The following is a 16,690-nucleotide window of genomic DNA, read 5'->3' on the forward strand; positions in this document are numbered from 1 at the left end:
ATGCTTACCTCACTGCCGCCAGCAGCGTATCAAAAATAGTTTGCGAGGTTGAAAGAATACGGGTTGCAGCCTGATAGGTTTGCTGAAAACGGATCAGGTTGGCAGCCTCTTCATCCAGACTCACACCGGATAACGACTCAAACCATAACTGGCTTTGCTGCAATAACGCCTCGTTGGCCGCTTCACTGTTGCGCGCCTGGTTGGTGCGTTCACCTATCAAGCTGACCATGGAGCCATAGGTTTGATTAAAGCTGGCGCTGTTTACCCCACCTGGTGTTGACAGTGCATTCAGCCGGGTGGTACTGGTATCCGTTTGCAGACCAGCAAGAATTAACCCGTTACGGTTATCATTAAAACCACCACTGTTGTACTCAATGGTGAATGTATCCCCAATACTTGGAATGCCGGTAATTGAGAAATCAAACCCCACATCCAGTCCTATTTCCGCAAATACATTCTGGTAATTGGCTGAACCAAAGTTGGCGGTACCGATGACAGCACCACCACTGTCTTCAATCTGAAAACTATCACCTCCCAGATAAGTAACTGTCCAGGGTCCATTCACCAAACCACCAGGAGCGGTAAAACCATAATCCGGTGCTGTGGCAGGCGTAGTATTGGTAATTTTCAACCCTTCAACTTTCCCATTGCCCAGATTCTCCAGCGTTTGATCTATGCGGATCGGAGAAGCCAGTGCAATGTCTTCCGGCCGAGTGGTCGCCATAGCCACTTGTCTGGCGGCGGTAGCTAAAGGTTTAAACTCGAACTGATCCCCGACTGCCCCATCAATTTCAAACGTAAAGCCATAGAGATCGCCAGCGGCCGTATCTTCGGCGCTAATGGTGGCCGGAAAACCTGCCACGGTAGCAATCACTTCAGAGCCAGCGATAACATTTCCTTTTACATCCACCGCTTGCACCTGAACTTCGGTGGCAGAGAGAATGGTTACACGCAAGTCATTCGGTGGAATTTTACTGCCCTGACCGGCTTCAACAGTACCCGTTAAGCTGGCTCCTGCACTGTTGCCCTGATAGGGAAAGCCATTAAAGGTGGGGAAAGTAAAAAGCGGACCGCCCAGTTCACCATTTAGGTTCATGCCCAGCTTGTTCTGCTCGTTCAGCGCATCGGCCAGTGACAATGCCACCTGGCCTAATTTATTCTGGGTGGGATCCAGTATCTCTTCACGAAAAGCAATTAAAGCACCAATTTTACCACCTAATTTCTTGGTATTGATATCCAGTACCACATTGCTGTTGGCGGAATAACGTAACTTCAATTCTTTGCGCGATGGATCCGGATTACCCCGCGCAGCGAGTAAGGAAAAGTCACCATTTTCTACCACCAGCGACTGCCCCGTCGACATAAACACCAGCTTTTCGCCATTCTTGGCATCCAGGGTACGGATTTCTACCATTTCAGACAGCTTGCGAATGGCTTCGTCACGTTTGTCCAGTAAGTTCAATGGGATAGGACGGCTGGCACCAGTACCATAACTGGCAATTTCTTTATTGAGCTGGGCAATCTGTTTGATGTAGCCATTGGTTTCAGCAACATAGATATCGAGTTGCTGATTGATAAACAGATCCTGATCAAGCACCAAGGTCGACATGGTGTTAAAACGATCCAGTAAAGCTTCTGAACTACCGATAATCAGCTGTCTGTTCGCCAGTGTGGTGGGATCATTATTGGCAATCTGAAACTGATCAAACAATTGATTCATGCCGGTAGCAATGCTGTTGGCAGGATTGGAAAACAGTGCATCCACTCTGTTGGCTTCATCCAGATACTGCCGGGAAAAAGCATAAGCCGAAGTATCACGCCGAAGCTGTTTTAAGGTAAATTCATTAACCAGCCGCTCCGTGGTGCCTTTGCCCACCCCAAGGCCCAGAATTTGTGCTTCAAACTCAGTGCGCTGCCGCACATAGCCTTCGGTATTGATGTTGGCTATATTATTACTGGTGGTATTCAGCAAGGTGCTGCTGGCCAGCACAGCAGAAGACCCGATTCTGAGTAAATTATCTGACATCTTGCTACCCCACCTAAGCTACGAAATCACCGACAACCAAAGTTATCGGCCCATTCTGGTTAATCTTGAGTACCGGAACGCCAGGCTTTGAGTACCGGACTGTTCAGCACCGACTTAATTTTTTCGGCGTAATTCGGATCGGTGGCGTAACCCGCCGCCTGCAGTTGCCGGAAATAGGCCAAACTGTCCGACGCTACCTGCACGGCATCCTGATAGCGGGCACTGCCACGAATAAACTGCACATAATCATGCAAACTCTGCTCCGGTGACTGGTAAGCACGAAAGGTTGCTTTTTCTTTTTGCGCCACGCCCTGACGATACTCGAGCGTATTCACCACAGCGGTCTCCCCCTGCCAACCACGGCTGGCTTTAATGCCAAATAAGTTAAAGCTGTTCTCACCATTGGCAGTACGGATCATATGCTGGCCCCAGCCGGTTTCCAAAGCGGCTTGTGCAACCAGAGCCAGGGGATCAAGACCAAGCGCGGAAGCAGCCTCCCTGGCAGCAGGTAGTAAACGCTCGACAAACTCAGTCGGGGAAGATACCTGCCAGCTGATAGGTTGTTTGGCCGCGACCATAGCAGGTTGTTCTGACTCTGCAACAGGGGCTGCCTCAACCCTTGATTGCGGCTGGCTTTGACGATGGATAGCACGCGGCATCAGCAAGTCACCCGGCGTTGGCTTGTGCACACGCCCCAGCGCTGCGGCAGGATCAAGTTGCTGCACGATCAAATCTGCCAGGCCCAAACTACCGCTTTGCGACAGATCCGATGCCAGCTGATTGTCGTGCATATCCCGGTAGAATCGGGTGGTTTCGCTGTGCATCATGCCGTCGGCTTCAAAGTGTGCATTGGCTTCGCGCATACTTTTTAGCAGCATATTCATAAAAATGGCTTCAAACTGCTCAGCCGCCTGACGTAAGGCCTGCTGTTCATCCTGCCCTTTTGCTTGGCGGATTTGCTGCAAGCTGTTGATATCATGATACGACAGCGGTTGGCGGATTGAGTCCATATGCCTGCTCCTAGATCACCACCAGCTCGCCATGAATGGCACCGGCTTCTTTGAGCGCTTCTAAAATCGCCATCAAATCACCTGGAGCTGCTCCTACTGCATTGACGGTGCGTACCAGATCATCCAGCGTCACGCCGGGATCAAATTTGAACATACGCGAGCGCTCCGGATTCACATCAATAATGGTGTTTTCTTCAATCATGGTTTCCCCACCGGCAAATGGGTTCGGCTGGATAACCCGGGGATTTTCCGCAATGGTCACCGTTAAGCCACCATGCGTGACTGCTGCTGGGAATAAGCGCACTTCCTGGCCAATAACAATGGTGCCGGTCCTGGAGTTAATAATAATGCGGGCAGAATTACTGGCCGGCTCAAAGGTTAGGTTTTCCAGGGTAGATAAATAAGCGACCCGCTGACTCATATCGCGCGGCGCCCGTACCCGAACCGAGGAGCCATCCAGTGAATAAGCTGTCTCCGGGCCAATAAAGCCATTAATGGCCTCTGCCAGACGGCGGGACGTCGTAAAATCAGGCCGGTGCAGATTAAAAGTAATGTAGTCACCGTTGGCAAACGGCGATGGTACTTCCTGTTCCACCGTTGCCCCGTTAGGAATGCGGCCTACCGTCGGCGTATTCACCAAAATACGGGAACCATCCATTCCCTCTGCTCCGAGGCCACTGACAATCAGGCTGCCCTGAGCAACGGCATAAACTTCACCATCCAGACCCACCAGAAAGGTTTGCAGTAAGGTACCACCTCGTAAACTACTGGCACTGCCAACCGAGGATACAGTGACATCAATACTTTGACCAGGCTTGGCAAAAGGGGGTAAATCAGCATGCACCGCGACTGCAGCAACATTCTTGATTTGGGTGCGGGCTCCAGGCGGCAAATTAATGCCGAAGTTGGACAACATGGCACGGAAACTTTGCTCGGTAAAAGGGCTTTGCTCACCGGTACCGGGTAAACCAACCACCAGACCATAGCCAACCAACTGGTTACTGCGAACCCCTTCAACATCGGCCACATCTTTTATCCGGGCGGCTTGCACCGTCATTGTAACCAACAGGCAACCAAGCAACACCACACCTTGCCAGATCTTCATATGCGTACCTCAGAACGGCCAGGCTGGCCCTGAAAAGAAACGAGTAAGCCAACCAGGTGACTGACCACCATGGAAAGCCCCGGTACCACTGTATTCAATGCGGGCATTGGCAATTTTATTCGACTCTATGGTGTTGTCGCGCTCGACATCCTCCTGGCGGATAATGCCAGTCAGGCGAATAAACTCTCTGCCAGTATTAAGCTGTAGCCACTTCTCACCACGGATCAACAAGTTACCGTTTGGTTGCACCTCAATCACATTCACAGTGATGTCACCGGTCAGACTGTTGCTTTGGTTCGATTTGGCATCGCCTTTAAAGTCGTTGCTACTGTTAGTCCCAAGTTGAATGGTGTTCAACTGCCGGCCTCCCAAACCAATAATAGGATCAATCTGGTTGCTGCTGTCTCGCTGGGTTTCGGTGCGGGCATTTTTTGAGGCTTGTGTCCGTTCACGCAACACCACAGTAATAATGTCTCCCTCTCTGCGGGCACGGCTATCGGAATAGATGCTGTTGGCATAACGGGCCTGAAATAAAGAACCGTTGTGCTCAATAGCCCGTGGCGCCGGAGCCGGTGGCATAGGCGCGTAAAAAGGATCATCTTGCTTTGGTGATTGCATGCTGGAACAACCAGCAAGTACAACACCACAGGCAAATACCGATAAAGTCCGCATAACTGCCTCCATCACTTAAAGTTGCTGAATGGCAAAGCCAAGCATCTGATCAACGGATGAAATCACTTTTGAATTCATTTCGTACACCCGCTGACTTTCAATCAAATTGACCAGCTCTTCCGTCACATTGACATTGGAAGTCTCCAATGCGCCCTGCACCATCAACCCCAGGCCTTCTAAGCCGGGAATGCCCTGCACCGGATCGCCACTGGCAGCGGTTTCCCGGAACAGGTTTTGCCCTATCGGCTCCAAACCTGCCGGATTGATAAAATTAGTGACCGTGATCTGGCCCAGCACCGCATTATCTGCCTGGCCAGGGATCCGGGCCGATACCTCACCATCCTGCGAGACGGTAATACCCGTTGCCTCCGGCGGTACCACTATGTTTGGTTCCAGTGGAAAGCCAGCTCCTGAGGTGACCACATTACCATCCTGGTCCACCGTAAACTGGCCATTCCGGGTATAAGAAATGGTGCCATCCGGCATCAGAATTTCAAAAAAACCATGGCCCTGAATCATCAGATCCAGGCTGTTCTCCGTGGTGATCATATTGCCCTGAGTAAAGTTTTTCTGGGTTGCCACCACCTTGGTACCGGCACCTATCATCAGGCCATTAGGTAGTTCGGAGTTTTGCGACGAGCGCCCCCCGGGTTGATTGACATTTTGATACAACAAGTCCTCAAATACCGCCCGGCTCTTTTTGAAACCTATGGTGCTGGCGTTGGCCAAGTTGTTCGATATAACGGAAATATCCCGTTGCTTGGCGTCCAGGCCCGTTTTACTAATCCACAATGCTGGATGCATGACAGCCTCCTTCGCTTAACCCATGATGTACAGAAGCGAATCTTGCTTCTGATCGATTTGTTGTGCGTTTTTCATCATCTTGACCTGCATTTCAAACTGGCGCTGCAGGCTGATCATGTGCGTCATCTCCGCCACCGCATTGACATTGCTGCGTTCAAGCGCGCGGTTAATTAACACCACATCAGGACTTTCGTCCTCAACGGCACCATCTTTGCGTCGGAACAAACCATCCAGGCTTTTTTCAACCTGCGTGAGCTCCGGCCTTACCAGCTTAATTCGCCCGGCTTCAAACAAAGCTTCGGCCGGTGCGCCCTGAGGCAAAACGGTGATGGTGCCATCCTGACCAATCTCGACTTTCGCCAACGGCAATGGCAACTGAATAGGCCCATCCTCACCTATAACCGGCAAACCACTGGCGGTTTCCAACATACCAAAGGCATTGATCTGCAAACTACCGGCCCGGGTATAGGCTTCAGAGCCATCCACCGATTGCACGGCAAACCAACCATCACCTTTGATAGCAATATCCAGATCCCGCTCTGTCATCACCAAAGGGCCAGCGTCAAAATTATGACCTGGGCGCTCTGTCATCGAAAACACCCGGGTCGGTAAACCGGCACCAAAAGCCTGCATGGCTCTGGCTTGCTCAAAATCCGCTTTAAAGCCGGTGGTACCGACATTGGCCAGATTATTGGCCCGCACACTGATGGCATGCTGGTTTTCTTTGGCTCCGCTCATGGCGATATAAAGTAAACTATCCATCACAGCCTCCTACAGATTGGTGTGGCTTTGGGTTCGTAGCAAATACAATGCAAAACGAGTGCCACAACATTTGCCAAACTCTGCAAATAACAAAGCCACCCGCAGGTGGCTTTGAAAAAGCAGAACAAAATATCAGCGGATCTGCAGGATAGTCTGCTGCAAGGTGCTGTTGACTTCCAACGCCCTGGAGTTGGCCTGGAAGTTTCGTTGAGCGGCAATCAGGTCAACCAGCTCCGTGGTCAGGTTAACATTGGACTGCTCCAGTGCCGATGAGTTAACCGCACCAAAGGTCCCTGTATTGGCCTGACCGGCAATAGGCTCCCCGGAAGTAATGGTTTGCTGCCAGGAGGTGTTACCCACCTGCTTTAAGCCCTGTACATTGGCAAACTGCACCAAGGCAACCTGAGCAAGATAGGCTTCATCACCATTGCTGTAACTGGCCAGTACCCGACCAAAAGCATCGATATCCACCCCGGTCAGGGTACCCACAGTGGTACCATTCTGGCTTAAGTTGGTCACGTTAAATGGCGATGCGTACTGCGTTGGAAAGGAAGTTCCCGACAAATCCCGGAAGTTCACTACCATATCCACATCAAACTGTGCACCATTATTCAAATAGCCATTGGCTGGATCGTTCAGGGCTGCTGCCGGTAACACCAAGCGAGGAGGCAAGGCCGGTGGCGCCGGAATAATCAGCTCACCACTGGGATCAAACTCCAGATTATCCCCTTGGAAATAACTGCCCGGAGCCGGAGGCGCAGCTTCATTGTCATTCCACACCACGTACGTTTCCCACTCGCCGGTATCCACTTTCCGAAAATAAATGTTCAGAATATGCGGCTGTCCCAGGCTATCGTACACAGTAATGGAGGTCTGAGAGCGCTCGTCCGTGGTGGTATAGGTGGTTGGATCTGTAGGATCAAACACTGTTGCTGCAGGAATGGCTTCAGCTGATGAGTTCAGATTCATGCTCACATACACGTTGGAAGTAGCTCTCGGTGCCCCAGCTGTGGTTGGGATCGAGATGGGCTGGGTGGTGCTTAAGCTGACCGACTGGTTCTGACCAGTGCGGCTATCTACCGGATAGCCCTGCAAAAAATTGCCGCGGTTATCAACAATAAAGTTGTCTTTATTAAGCTTGAAGTTACCGGCACGGGTATAGGTCATATCCCGGGATACCCGGTCCTGAGTAGTGACAAAGAAACCTTCACCGGTAATTGCCATGTCCAGCGAGTTGTTGGTAAATTGCAAAGCGCCCTGACTAAACTGCTGCGCCACGACCGAGGTCGTGACACCATCTCCCACCTTAGTACGGCCAGATGCAAAGATAGAGGTTGCATACACATCTGCAAACTCAGCCCGCGATTCTTTAAAACCTGTGGTATTGACGTTGGCGATATTATTGGCCGTCACGTCCAGATCTTTTTGTGCTGCGGCCAGGCCGCTTAAAGCGATATTAAAACTCATAACTCACCTCGTATCCAAGCTGATGGCAGCAGCCACTAAGCGTATGAAATCTCACGAACATCTGATAATTTAAAAGCACCCAACCCCACCAGGTTTAAGGTAATGCCTTTACCTGGTTGACCTAAGCTCACACTGGAAACAGGCGCATACACCATCACAGGTACCGACTGATTTTCCCCGCCCATTAAGGCATCTACTTTAATCTTGTACACACCGGGTGGCATGTCTTCTTCATTCGAATCGGTGCCATCCCAAACAAAATCAAACTTGCCTGCCGGCACTTCCGGAATGGTGATGGTTTGCACCAATTCACCATTTGGCTTTTCAATCCGTACCCGTACATCGGTTGCACGTTGCTCAAAATCGATAATGCCACGGGATAGATCCTGCCCGGTGAAAACCATTTCAGATGAAGGCACCAGCACACTACGCCCAACCAGTGACGATGCCTGTAGCGCTTGATTAGAACTCATGCTTTCAGCGAAGCTTTTAAAGTTCTCATTCAAGGAGCTAATACCATCGGCCATGGTGAAATTGGTCATCTGGGCAATCATCTGATCATTTTCCACCGGCTTGGTTGGGTCCTGAAACGCCAATTGTTGCGTCAGCAAGGCAAAAAAATCTGCCTGCGTTAAAGCACCGTTGTTGCGCTCTGGTACCTTGTTGTCATCCGGCCAGTACCAATCCTGGTTAGGACCGTTGGTTGCATTGATGGTCATGATTCAGTCCCCGTTACTGTTGCTGGCCTAAGCGCAAAGTACGAATTAACATTTTCTTGGCGGCATCGGCTGTGTTGACATTGGTTTCATACGACCGGGTGGCTGAAATCATATTGGCCATTTCCTCCATCACATTAATGTTTGGCTTGTAGATAAAGCCATCCGCATCGGCTAACGGGTGATTTGGGTTGTATTCCATATTCAGTGGCGCATCGGATTCAACAATCCCCAGCACCTGCACGCCAGAAACTTCCCCCTGCATGCGCCTGGCTTCTGCCAGCTCTGCTGCAAAGACCGGGTGACGACCACGGTAAGTTTGTTCCACACTGCTGCTGATGCTGTTGGCATTGGCAATGTTACTGGCGGTGGTATTCAGCCGTACCGACTGTGCTGTCATGCCGCTGCCGGCAATATCAAATACTTTGAAAGAGCTCATGGTTATTGTCCTTTCACTGCTTTTTTCAAACTGGTAATCCGGCCATCCAGAAACTGCAGGCTGGTGCGATAAGCCAAATCATTTTGCATAAATAAATTGCGTTCACGGTGAATATCAACGCTGTTGCCATCGCCGGTATCCGGTTGATCCGGATTGCGGTACTGCAGCTCTTTACGAACAGAGCTGTCGATATGGAAATGCTTTTCATGGGTACGAGACACTGAACGTCCTTGCCGATGTTGGGCATGGGCCAGTGCCTGCTGAAAATCAATATCGCGGGCTTTGAAACCCGGCGTATCAGCATTGGCAATATTCTCTGCCAACACCTGGGTACGTTTTTCACGTATCACCATTGCCTCAGGGTGCATTCCAAAGGCTTTTTGGAAACTGATTGACATGGCCCTAACCTCACTTCCATCCTATTGATGAAAATAAAGCAAAAGGTGGGCCAAATATTTTTTATGAAGACAACTTTTGTGGATTGAGCTTAGGCTAGTCTTTTTTTCGGTAGATAATGCCAGGATTGCAGCGAATCATTTCGAAGTCTGAATTGACACTGGATAGCGACTCGGAAGCCCCCAGAATCAAGTAACCACGCGGTGCCAGCGCACCAGCAAACTGCCGGATGATTTTGGCTTTAATCTCCGGGGAGAAGTAAATCAGCACGTTACGGCAAAAGATAATATCAAACTTACCCAACAACGCGTAGCTGTCCAGCAAGTTCAGATGGCGGAAACTTACGTTCTTTCGAACGGCAGCTTTTAGCCGCATCATGCCGTTACCACTGTCTTCAAAGAATTTTGTCCGGCGCTCGGCCGACAAACCACGGGATAAAGCCAGGCCATCGTATTCTGCGCGCTGACAGTGTTCCAACATAGTGTTGGAGATATCAGTACCCAGCACATGGATCCCCAGGCTAAAAGCACCAGGTCGGCTTTGCTGGTATTCAAGGCCGGTCATCGCTATCGAATAAGGTTCCTGACCGGAAGAGCTGGCTGCTGACCATATCTTTAAGGTGCGGCTGTTTTTTTCCAGTTCTGGCAAAATTTGTTTTTTCAACAACTCAAAGGGGTAGGTGTCACGAAACCACAAAGTTTCATTGGTGGTCATGGCATCGATCACAGCAGAGCGTAGTTGGCGTTCAAAAGGACTTAATGTTTTTGTTACCAGCTCGGACAAGGATGCGACATTAAAGCGAGCCATTAAAGGCCCAAGCCGGCTTTTCACCAGGTACTGCTTGTTGTCACCCAATACGATACCGCATTGTTGTTCCAGAAAGTCCCGGAACATCTTGTACTCGCTGTCTTGCAGCTCACGATTAGGCATCGATTGATTCCTTAAGCGCCATTAATTCACATGCAGCCACTTTTGCACGGACTCCGCCAGTTCATCCGGGTTAAACTTGGCGATAAAATCATCCGCCCCGACCTTCTTAACCATTTGCTGATTAAAAACCCCACTCAAAGAGGTGTGCAGTATGACATGCAGCTTCTGCAATTTAGGCTCTGCTTTTAAGGCCGCTGTCAGGGTATAGCCATCCATTTCCGGCATTTCTATATCTGAAATCAGCAAGCCTACTTTTTCCGTTATAGAGTGCTCACACTCAGCAGCCGTTTTTTGCAAAAACTCAAAGGCTTCACGTCCATTTTTTACCAGATGCATTTTTACCCCCAGATTCTCCAGGGCTTTTTTAACCTGGTTGCGAGCAACTGCAGAATCATCTGCAATCAAAATAAAGCGCTCACCCAAGTCATGCTGCACAGCAGCGGCAGAAATTCGTTCACTGACCGTGGTTGCGGATGGGCTGATTTCTTCCAGCACCTTTTCTACATCCAGGATCTCTACCAGTTCCCCATCAATTTCGGTGACCGCTGTTAAATAGCTTTGGTTACCACTGGTCCCATCCGGTGGTGCCATGATGGAGTCCCAGTTGATATTGATGATACGTTCAACACCATTGACCAGAAAGCCCTGCACCGAACGATTGTATTCCGCAATCACCACAAAACTGTTTTCCAGATCGGAAATGGCCTTACCCCCAATCGCCAGGCTCAAATCAATCACTGAAATGGTTTGGCCACGAATATGAGCAATACCGCGAACCCACTTATTCCGCTTCGGCAATGCCGTTAGGGGCGGACACTGCAGCACTTCGCGTACCTTAAACACATTGATGCCATAACGTTGTTTGCCTGCCAATTTAAACAGCAACAGCTCCAGCCGGTTTTGCCCAACCAATTGCGTACGTTGATTCACAGAGTCTAAAATACTTGCCATGTACAGCTCCTGTTAGCGGGCAAAAAGGATCAATTCTTGCAGTCTTGACAATAACGCTGGCGGCTCTGTGATTAACCGCCTGAATTTTGACACTGGTTCTACACCAAAACCTGTGACTAAGCATAGCCGAAACCTTATGAAAATGTACGATAAAATCTGCTGCTTTGCCAAAATTATCCTGTCGATAGTCGTTATTTCAACCACTGTTACTACTACTGCCCATGCAGCGACCCGCAGTTATACCACCGAACAACTGACCGATATCGCCTTGCAATGGTTAAACGAAGAACAACAACAAGCCGATCAAACGCAGCGGCAGTGGCAGGTTCAAGCACTGGATCCTCGTATCGGAGAAAAAAGTTGTGCCACACCACTGGAAATAAGTTTGCCTGGTGCCTTGCGTAACCGCCAGGCCACAGTTCAAATTCGCTGCACAGCCCCACAACCCTGGCAACTATTTATACCTGCCCGCTTCAGTGATTTGATCACCGCAGTGGTTGCCCGGCAAAACCTGTCGCCCGGTACCCGCATCAGTGCAGACATGTTGCAACTGGAACAACGTGAGCGACGTTTGCAGCGCGGTACACCGGTCGAAAACCCGGATTTAATCGTAGGAGCGCGTAACCGACGGGCGATTAGCCTGGGTCAAATTATCAGCTTGCAAGATCTTTGTCTTGTATGTCGTGGCGATGTTGTTACAATTCATGTTGACCATGCTACTTTAAGTGTCAGTGCTACTGGCATCGCTGAGCAGGATGGCAGCCTGGGCGACTTGATTCAAATCCGTAACCGGCAATCAAATAAACTGATTGATGCCAGAGTTACGGCCGTAAATGAGGTGAAAGTGCAGTTTTAATCACAATCACTAAAAAAAGATTAAAGTTTTCTCCAGCGCGGCCGTTAGCATGAGCATAGGGAGTTTGATCAGTAGGTAGAGGTTTCAGATGGTTAGTCAAATTAACAATACCCCACCAGCCAATGCTGGTAATCAGGTAAAAAAAGAGTCGGTTGAGCAAACCAATCAACGGCAGCAGGTTGCTCAGCAAAAACAAGCAGCGGCAACCCCGCAGCCTACTACGCCACAAGCGAAGCAAGACTCAGTATCCATTACGCCACAGGCCAAGCAAATGACGCGCCTGCAGGAAAAAGCTAACAACAGTTCAGGCATTGATCAGGAAAAAGTCGACAAGATTAAACGTGCCATTGCCGATGGCAAATACCAAATCAATGTTGAGCAGTTGGCCAAACGTATTATGCAATTTGAGGGCGAAATTTTTCGCAAAAGCTGATGACCGCCACTGATCTGAACACCCTACTGCAACAGCAAAAGGAGCACCTGGATGTGCTCCTTTCGTTATTACGGCAAGAAATTTCCGCCATCAGCAACCGGCAGCCTGACGAGCTGGAAGCTGTTGGCAGCACAAAAGTCGCTTGTCTCGAAGCCCTGCAGCAACTGGACCAACAGATAGCCACACACCCACAGCTGTCTGAAGCCAGGCAAACCAATACCTTTAAAGAAGCCGTCAGCGCGATGGACCAGGTCTTGGCTGAGTGCAAACAACAAAATGAAGTGAACCGATTGGCCTTGGAGCAAAGCCAGCTGAACTTACAGCATTTTAAAAACGAACTGCTGCAACTGCATGGTAAATCCGGCCTTACCTACGATCGCAAAGGCAAACCAGCGGTAGAACATAAAGGTACTGGCTTTAAAGCCTGATAAGAAAAGCCAGCACTTCAGCTAGTAATAACGGACATGGCGAATACGGCGTTGCGGTTGCTGCGCCTGATACAACTCATAGACATGGCGGAAATCCAGCTCAAGCTCAGTGGCGTAGGCATCGCCTATCGGATAGCTTTTTACTACCCTGGCTCCACGAATCACTCCCTGCACTGATGCTCGTAACTGCTCATTATGAATAAGCAGTTGCTGCATGCTGGTGTTGGCATCAATTCGCTGGCCATACACCTGCTCCGCCAGCTCACGGTAGGCATCTAACTTGGATGCCTGCAAGGCCATCAGCATCTTGTGCTGTTCATCCTGCCCTGGCTGCAAGGATAAAGGCGCATAGCCAACAGCCCGCAGTACTGGAAATTGCTCAGGAGCAACTGTTTCCCACTCGACATGGCGATCGGCTACCAGGCTACAGGCCGATAACAGCAGCAGGCTGCACATAATCAGGACTTTGTTCATCATCAATCTCCGTAAGTGATAAAATTTAAAAGCAAAACACGCGCCAACTTGCTATCTCTGGTGCCCTTCTGCTAACAATGGTACATAACTTGCTTTTTCAATCAGTAGAAACCACACAACGTCAAAAGTCTGGCGTAGTAAGTGTTGAGGAAATGCGTCATGCGAATGCTGTTTATCGGGCTGGGATTGCTGCTTATCAGCTTAAATACTGCAGCTGACTGGATTGAAGCCAGCGGTCAGGCCGTGATCCGAGGCGGAGATGAAACGGACGCACGTGCCAGAGCCACTGAAGATGCAGTACGGCGAGCCTTGCTCTATGCAGGTGCTTCCATCACTAGCGTGCAACAAGTTACCAATGGCCTGCTCACCGAAAGCTCGATGCAATGGCAGAGTCAGGCGGAAGTCCGGCAAATTGAGCTGGTACGGGAGCAACGCATTGGCCGCACCCTGGAAGTAACGATCCGGGCAGATATATTCCCACAACATGCCCAATGTCAGGGTGCCGGCTACAAAAAACCAGTCTTGATTAGCCCTTTTCCGCTGCGTCATCCTCAGCAAAGCGTGATTGGTGATCTACACCCCCTCGGTGAAGTCAGTGCCAGAAAGCTGCATCAGCAGTTGCAGGGATTATCCAACAGTACCATCCCCACCTGGCTGGAGCACCCTGATCTAAGTCGTCCCTTGTCCACACGCGAACGAAGCAGTTTATTGCAACAAACCAATGCGGACTACCTGGTGACGGCCAGTATAGAAGATATCTCTTTGGGCGAGCGCACCGATATGAACCTGCGCTTTTGGTCCGATGCCAGACGTGAGCGTTTTTTTCATATGCGGCTGCAACTGCAACAATTAAGTACAGGTAAGGTGCTGTTTCAACAGGAATACCGTACCCAGGCACGCTGGGATTTCCGTAAACGCACCAGCATCACTCCACATGATCATCGCTTCTGGCAGACCAGCTACGGCGAAGCGGTTAGCCGGGTCCTGGATGCTGCTGTGATGGATATTGACGATGCACTGCGCTGCGAACCTTTCGTTGCCGCTATCACTGAAGTTGGTAACAACCGGATCCAGTTACAAAGTGGGCAGAATGCCGGCCTCCGCCATGGAGATGAGCTGACTATCTTGTATCGTCAGCAAGGCATCCAAGGAGACAATACCCGCTTTCGTATCAGCCCACTCACAGTCCGTATTACTGAGCTGGGCTTCGACTGGGCCATCGCCGTGAGCAGCAACGAACAATTATTAAGCAATGTGCAGGTTGGTGATGTCGCCACAAAATTGACCAATAAATGATTCAAAAAAGCACTATTCATAAAGATGGCCAATACCACTTTTGGTGCCAGCCCTGAGCGTCATTCACCTGCAGCCCTGGTGATAACCGGGGCTTGGTACTTTATTCGGTATTACTTTACAGGTCTGACCATTATCTGTACAATCCGCGCCTCATCCTGGCAAGTCAGCTGAAAAGCTGAACACGCAAAGTCATGGGCCTAACGGAACTGAATTCCTATGGCAGCCAGACTGCACCTCTTCAAGCATTGGCTTGCCTCGATGGAAATTGCACTGTGTTAACAGCTGGATTGCCAAAGCACAGTGGTACAATCAACTACCGGGGTAGACATTCAACATGGTATCAAAGATCAAACAACTCAGCCTGGCTGTGCTACTGGCAGCAACCGCTTCAGCCGCACAGGCAGATGTTCGTTTCAATGGTTTTGCCTCCATCAAAGCAGGCAGCACATTATCAAGTTCAGATAACTTGTATGGTTATGATAAAGAAGTCGACTTTAAAAATGAGTCACTTTTTGCACTGCAGGTGCAGGCCGACTTAGCCGACCGTTTGTCAGTAACCGCTCAATTGATGGGCCGTGGTGCCAACGACTTCAAAGCAGAATTTGAGTGGGCTTATTTAACTTATGAGCTGAATCAGCAGACGCGGATCAATGCTGGCCGTCTGCGGACCCCCTTTTACCGCTACTCCGATTTTATGGATGTTGGTTATGCCTATGATTGGGCCCGGGTTCCTAACTCGGTCTACAACTTGGATTTTAATAATCTGGAAGGCGTTTCATTGGTACGTTTTGGTCAATTGGGTACGGTTGACTCCACCTTACAATTCATCCTGGGCAGCTACAGCGGCACCACCAACATGACTCCGGTGCCATTCGATGCTAATATCGACCGGGTGGCAGGGGCTACTTGGGAACTGACACAAGGCAATTTCAGCGCCAGACTTGCTTATTTAACCGGTAAATTAACCATGGTTGATCAGGATGGCGAACTGTCCGGTTTGCTGAACCTGCTGGAGCAGTCTGGTTTTGCTGACACCGCCAGCCAAATCCGCATTGATGATGCCCGCAGTGCTTTTATGGGTCTAGCACTTGGCTACGACAATGGCAGTCTGGTCTTGAGTGGTGAAATCGTCCGTGCCCGTACCAAAGATACCGTGATCCCAACGCAGAATGGTTTTTACCTGTCAGCTGGCTATCGCATCAACAGCTACACGCCTTTTGTTAGCTTTGAGCGTCGTGATAACGAAGGACGGTCTGAAATTTACCAGGCGATGGCCGAAGGCAACCCGCTCCGCCCTTTCGTTGCTGAGACCGTGGAATACTTCACCATCCAGCGCGATACCTGGAATATCGGCAGCCGTTACGATTTCCATCCATCTGCCGCACTGAAGATGCAGTTTAGCTCGCAGAAAAATAAAGTGGCCGATCGCCGTGATCAGTTGCTGACCGTCGGCATTGATTTGGTATTTTAAGGAGCCATCGCTATGAAAAAAACTCTGATTGCTGCATTCGCTCTGGTTTCCACGCTGTGTTCAGCCGAGATTGCTATTATCGCCCACCCGGCAGCGGCCGATGTCAGCTTGGAAGAAGTGTCTCGCATTTATATGGGACGCGCTGGTAGCCTGATGCCAGTTAACCTGCCTGAGAACCATGCCCTGCGTGATCAGTTCGAGCAGGAAGCTCTGGGTCGCAGCCCAGCACAAATGAAAGCTTACTGGTCTCGCCTGGTCTTTACCGGCAAAGGCCGCCCACCGGTGGAGGTCGACTCAGTTGCTGCTAAAATTGAGTTTGTTGCAGCCAACCCAAATAGCCTGGGTTATATCCCTGCCAGTGACGTGACGGATCAGGTACGAGTGATTGCTACCATCGCCAACTAAGGCGCTGCTTTACTGATTAAAAATGCCGGCTAGAAGCCGGCATTTTCTT

Annotated in this window: 19 protein-coding genes and 1 riboswitch; of the genes, 6 read left to right on the plus strand and 13 right to left on the minus strand. The window is 50.1% G+C overall.

Features of this window, described 5'->3' with window-relative positions; all coding sequences use genetic code 11:
• Positions 1–4 precede the first annotated feature (4 nt).
• From flgK to ABC502_RS10740, 12 genes are all read right to left on the minus strand, one after another.
• Positions 5–2,026, minus strand: coding sequence for a flagellar hook-associated protein FlgK (gene flgK, locus ABC502_RS10685; protein ID WP_330089142.1), 2,022 nt, complete (start codon positions 2,024–2,026; stop codon positions 5–7).
• A gap of 59 nt (positions 2,027–2,085) precedes the next feature.
• Entirely contained in the window at positions 2,086–3,036 is a 951-nt protein-coding gene (gene flgJ / locus ABC502_RS10690) for a flagellar assembly peptidoglycan hydrolase FlgJ (RefSeq protein ID WP_345915884.1), read from the minus strand.
• 10 nt (positions 3,037–3,046) lie between these two features.
• Positions 3,047–4,093 (minus strand): flagellar basal body P-ring protein FlgI, encoded by a 1,047-nt coding sequence (locus tag ABC502_RS10695; RefSeq protein WP_345915980.1) that lies wholly within the window; start codon positions 4,091–4,093, stop codon positions 3,047–3,049.
• A 57-nt stretch (positions 4,094–4,150) separates the two neighbouring features.
• Positions 4,151–4,813: a flagellar basal body L-ring protein FlgH gene (gene flgH / locus ABC502_RS10700; RefSeq protein ID WP_345915885.1), complete on the minus strand. Its 663-nt coding sequence runs from the start codon at positions 4,811–4,813 to the stop codon at positions 4,151–4,153.
• 15 nt (positions 4,814–4,828) lie between these two features.
• Positions 4,829–5,617: a flagellar basal-body rod protein FlgG gene (gene flgG, locus ABC502_RS10705; RefSeq protein WP_330089145.1), complete on the minus strand. Its 789-nt coding sequence runs from the start codon at positions 5,615–5,617 to the stop codon at positions 4,829–4,831.
• Positions 5,618–5,632: 15 nt separating this feature from the next.
• Positions 5,633–6,379 carry a flagellar basal body rod protein FlgF gene (locus tag ABC502_RS10710; protein ID WP_345915886.1) on the minus strand — a complete coding sequence of 249 codons (747 nt, stop codon included), beginning with the start codon at positions 6,377–6,379 and terminating at the stop codon, positions 5,633–5,635.
• A 132-nt stretch (positions 6,380–6,511) separates the two neighbouring features.
• On the minus strand, positions 6,512–7,846 hold the full coding sequence (gene flgE, locus ABC502_RS10715) for a flagellar hook protein FlgE (protein WP_345915887.1): 1,335 nt from the start codon (positions 7,844–7,846) through the stop codon (positions 6,512–6,514).
• A 35-nt stretch (positions 7,847–7,881) separates the two neighbouring features.
• On the minus strand, positions 7,882–8,565 hold the full coding sequence (locus ABC502_RS10720; RefSeq protein ID WP_330089148.1) for a flagellar hook assembly protein FlgD: 684 nt from the start codon (positions 8,563–8,565) through the stop codon (positions 7,882–7,884).
• Positions 8,566–8,578: 13 nt separating this feature from the next.
• Positions 8,579–9,001, minus strand: coding sequence for a flagellar basal body rod protein FlgC (gene flgC / locus ABC502_RS10725; RefSeq protein ID WP_330089149.1), 423 nt, complete (start codon positions 8,999–9,001; stop codon positions 8,579–8,581).
• A 2-nt stretch (positions 9,002–9,003) separates the two neighbouring features.
• Positions 9,004–9,399 (minus strand): flagellar basal body rod protein FlgB, encoded by a 396-nt coding sequence (gene flgB, locus ABC502_RS10730; protein ID WP_345915888.1) that lies wholly within the window; start codon positions 9,397–9,399, stop codon positions 9,004–9,006.
• Positions 9,400–9,493: 94 nt separating this feature from the next.
• Entirely contained in the window at positions 9,494–10,327 is an 834-nt protein-coding gene (locus tag ABC502_RS10735) for a protein-glutamate O-methyltransferase CheR (protein ID WP_330089151.1), read from the minus strand.
• Between the two features lie 21 nt (positions 10,328–10,348).
• The gene (locus ABC502_RS10740; protein WP_330089152.1) at positions 10,349–11,278 is read right to left on the minus strand and encodes a chemotaxis protein CheV; all 930 of its coding nucleotides are present in this window, start codon (positions 11,276–11,278) and stop codon (positions 10,349–10,351) included.
• A gap of 136 nt (positions 11,279–11,414) precedes the next feature.
• On the opposite strand from ABC502_RS10740, the gene flgA reads away from it, so the two are divergent.
• The 3 genes from flgA (at position 11,415) to ABC502_RS10755 (ending at position 12,995) form a co-directional block, all read left to right on the plus strand.
• Positions 11,415–12,134 carry a flagellar basal body P-ring formation chaperone FlgA gene (flgA, locus tag ABC502_RS10745; protein WP_345915889.1) on the plus strand — a complete coding sequence of 240 codons (720 nt, stop codon included), beginning with the start codon at positions 11,415–11,417 and terminating at the stop codon, positions 12,132–12,134.
• An 88-nt stretch (positions 12,135–12,222) separates the two neighbouring features.
• On the plus strand, positions 12,223–12,567 hold the full coding sequence (gene flgM / locus ABC502_RS10750; RefSeq protein ID WP_330089154.1) for a flagellar biosynthesis anti-sigma factor FlgM: 345 nt from the start codon (positions 12,223–12,225) through the stop codon (positions 12,565–12,567).
• Complete coding sequence (locus tag ABC502_RS10755; protein ID WP_345915890.1) at positions 12,567–12,995, plus strand: flagellar protein FlgN; 429 nt, start codon at positions 12,567–12,569, stop codon at positions 12,993–12,995. Before flgM ends, ABC502_RS10755 begins: the two co-directional genes overlap by 1 nt.
• Positions 12,996–13,016: 21 nt before the next feature.
• Here the strand turns inward: ABC502_RS10755 and ABC502_RS10760 are convergent, their stop codons facing one another.
• Complete coding sequence (locus ABC502_RS10760) at positions 13,017–13,469, minus strand: LPP20 family lipoprotein (protein ID WP_330089177.1); 453 nt, start codon at positions 13,467–13,469, stop codon at positions 13,017–13,019.
• Positions 13,470–13,628: 159 nt separating this feature from the next.
• On the opposite strand from ABC502_RS10760, the gene ABC502_RS10765 reads away from it, so the two are divergent.
• The 3 genes from ABC502_RS10765 to ABC502_RS10775 all read left to right on the plus strand — a co-directional run bounded on the left by ABC502_RS10765 (position 13,629) and on the right by ABC502_RS10775 (position 16,641).
• Positions 13,629–14,765 (plus strand): flagellar assembly protein T N-terminal domain-containing protein, encoded by a 1,137-nt coding sequence (locus ABC502_RS10765; protein WP_345915891.1) that lies wholly within the window; start codon positions 13,629–13,631, stop codon positions 14,763–14,765.
• Positions 14,766–14,912: 147 nt separating this feature from the next.
• Positions 14,913–15,001, plus strand: a riboswitch (cyclic di-GMP riboswitch).
• Between the two features lie 98 nt (positions 15,002–15,099).
• The gene (locus tag ABC502_RS10770; protein WP_330089160.1) at positions 15,100–16,236 is read left to right on the plus strand and encodes a porin; all 1,137 of its coding nucleotides are present in this window, start codon (positions 15,100–15,102) and stop codon (positions 16,234–16,236) included.
• Positions 16,237–16,248: 12 nt separating this feature from the next.
• A complete protein-coding gene (locus ABC502_RS10775; RefSeq protein ID WP_330089161.1) occupies positions 16,249–16,641 on the plus strand; it encodes a phosphate ABC transporter substrate-binding protein in 393 nt (130 codons plus the stop codon).
• Positions 16,642–16,690: the final 49 nt, after the last annotated feature.

Origin of the sequence: Alkalimonas sp. NCh-2, assembly GCF_039631345.1 — a bacterium.
GTDB lineage: Bacteria > Pseudomonadota > Gammaproteobacteria > Enterobacterales > Alteromonadaceae > Alkalimonas > Alkalimonas mucilaginosa.